General features: G+C 59.2%; 1 protein-coding gene. It reads right to left on the bottom strand.

The genetic code is table 11. The annotated features are described in order from the left end of the window. Window positions 1-1,598: formate--tetrahydrofolate ligase (locus ABJF76_RS15380; RefSeq protein ID WP_413822608.1), on the bottom strand; the 1,598-nt coding region annotated here is incomplete at its 3' end. Between the last annotated feature and the right edge of the window lie 2 nt (window positions 1,599-1,600).

Here is a 1,600-nt window from a genome sequence, read left to right as displayed (position 1 = left end):
GTCATGATCTCTCCGCAAACCGCCACGATGAACCCGGCGCCCGCTGACAGGCGCACTTCGCGCACGGGCACAGTAAAGCCTGTGGGCGCGCCGCGTTGTGTTGGGTCGGTTGAGAACGAGTACTGCGTTTTTGCCATACAGACCGGTAGGTTACCGTAGCCCTGCTCTTCCCACAGCTTCAGCTGCGCGAGGATTTTAGAATCCATCACCGCGCCATCCGCGCGATAGATTTTCTTGGCGATGGTGTCGATTTTGTCGGCCAGCGACATGTCATCAGGATAGATCGGCGCAAAGTCAGCCGTGTCCGCATCCGCCAATTCGGCCACCTTGGTCGCCAGATCAGCCGACCCTTCGCTGCCCAATTCCCAGTGGCGCGACAGTACCGCCTCGGCCCCCTGCCCGGCCACAAAATCCTTTACCGCCTGCACTTCGGCGTCCGTGTCGGTGACAAAGTGGTTGATCGCGACCACCACAGGCACCCCAAAGGATTTTAGGTTTTCGATGTGACGCCCAAGGTTCGGACAGCCCGCTTTGACCGCGTCGACGTTTTCCGCGCCAAGGTCCGCCTTGGCCACGCCGCCGTTCATTTTCATCGCCCGCACCGTGGCCACGCAGACCACAACAGACGGCGACAGACCTGCCTTGCGGCACTTGATGTTCATGAACTTCTCTGCGCCCAGGTCAGCGCCAAAGCCCGCTTCGGTCACGACATAATCCGTCAGTTTCAGCGCCGTCGTGGTCGCAATAACCGAGTTACAGCCGTGCGCGATATTGGCAAACGGGCCGCCGTGCACAAAGGCCGGATTGTTTTCCAACGTCTGAACGATGTTGGGCTGCATCGCGTCCTTCAGCAGCACAGTCATGGCGCCATCGGCCTTGATATCGCGAGCAAAAACAGGGCTGCGATCACGGCGATAGGCGACGATCATATCGCCCAGGCGTTTTTGCAAATCCTGCAAATCCTTGGCCAGACACAGGATCGCCATCACTTCTGAGGCAACCGTGATGTCGAACCCCGCCTCGCGCGGGAAGCCGTTGGCCACACCGCCCAAAGACGCCGTGATCTGACGCAACGCGCGGTCGTTCATGTCCACCACACGACGCCACACAACGCGGCGGGTGTCGATATCAAGGGAGTTGCCCCAATAGATGTGGTTGTCGATCATCGCGCTGAGCAGCGAATGCGCCGAAGTGATCGCGTGGAAGTCGCCTGTGAAGTGCAGGTTCATCTCTTCCATCGGGACGATTTGGGCATAACCACCGCCAGCAGCGCCGCCCTTCATGCCAAAGTTCGGGCCCAAGGAGGCCTCGCGGATGCAGACCATCGCGTTCTTGCCGATGCGGTTCAGACCGTCGCCCAGACCCACGGTTGTTGTGGTCTTGCCCTCGCCTGCGGGGGTTGGGTTGATGGCCGTGACAAGGATCAGCTTGCCATCTTTGCGATCCTGAACTGAGTTGATGAAGTCTTGGCTGACTTTAGCCTTGTCGTGGCCGTAGGGCAGCAGGTCGGCGCTTGCGATACCAATCTTGGCGCCAATCTCTTGGATCGGCTTCTTGTCCGCTTCGCGTGCAATTTCAATGTCAGTTTTATAGGCCATGA

The sequence above is a fragment of the Tateyamaria sp. genome (assembly GCF_039940735.1).
Lineage (GTDB): Bacteria > Pseudomonadota > Alphaproteobacteria > Rhodobacterales > Rhodobacteraceae > Tateyamaria.
Note: the sequence above shows the minus strand (reverse complement) of the source record. Positions and strands in the feature narration are given on the sequence as shown.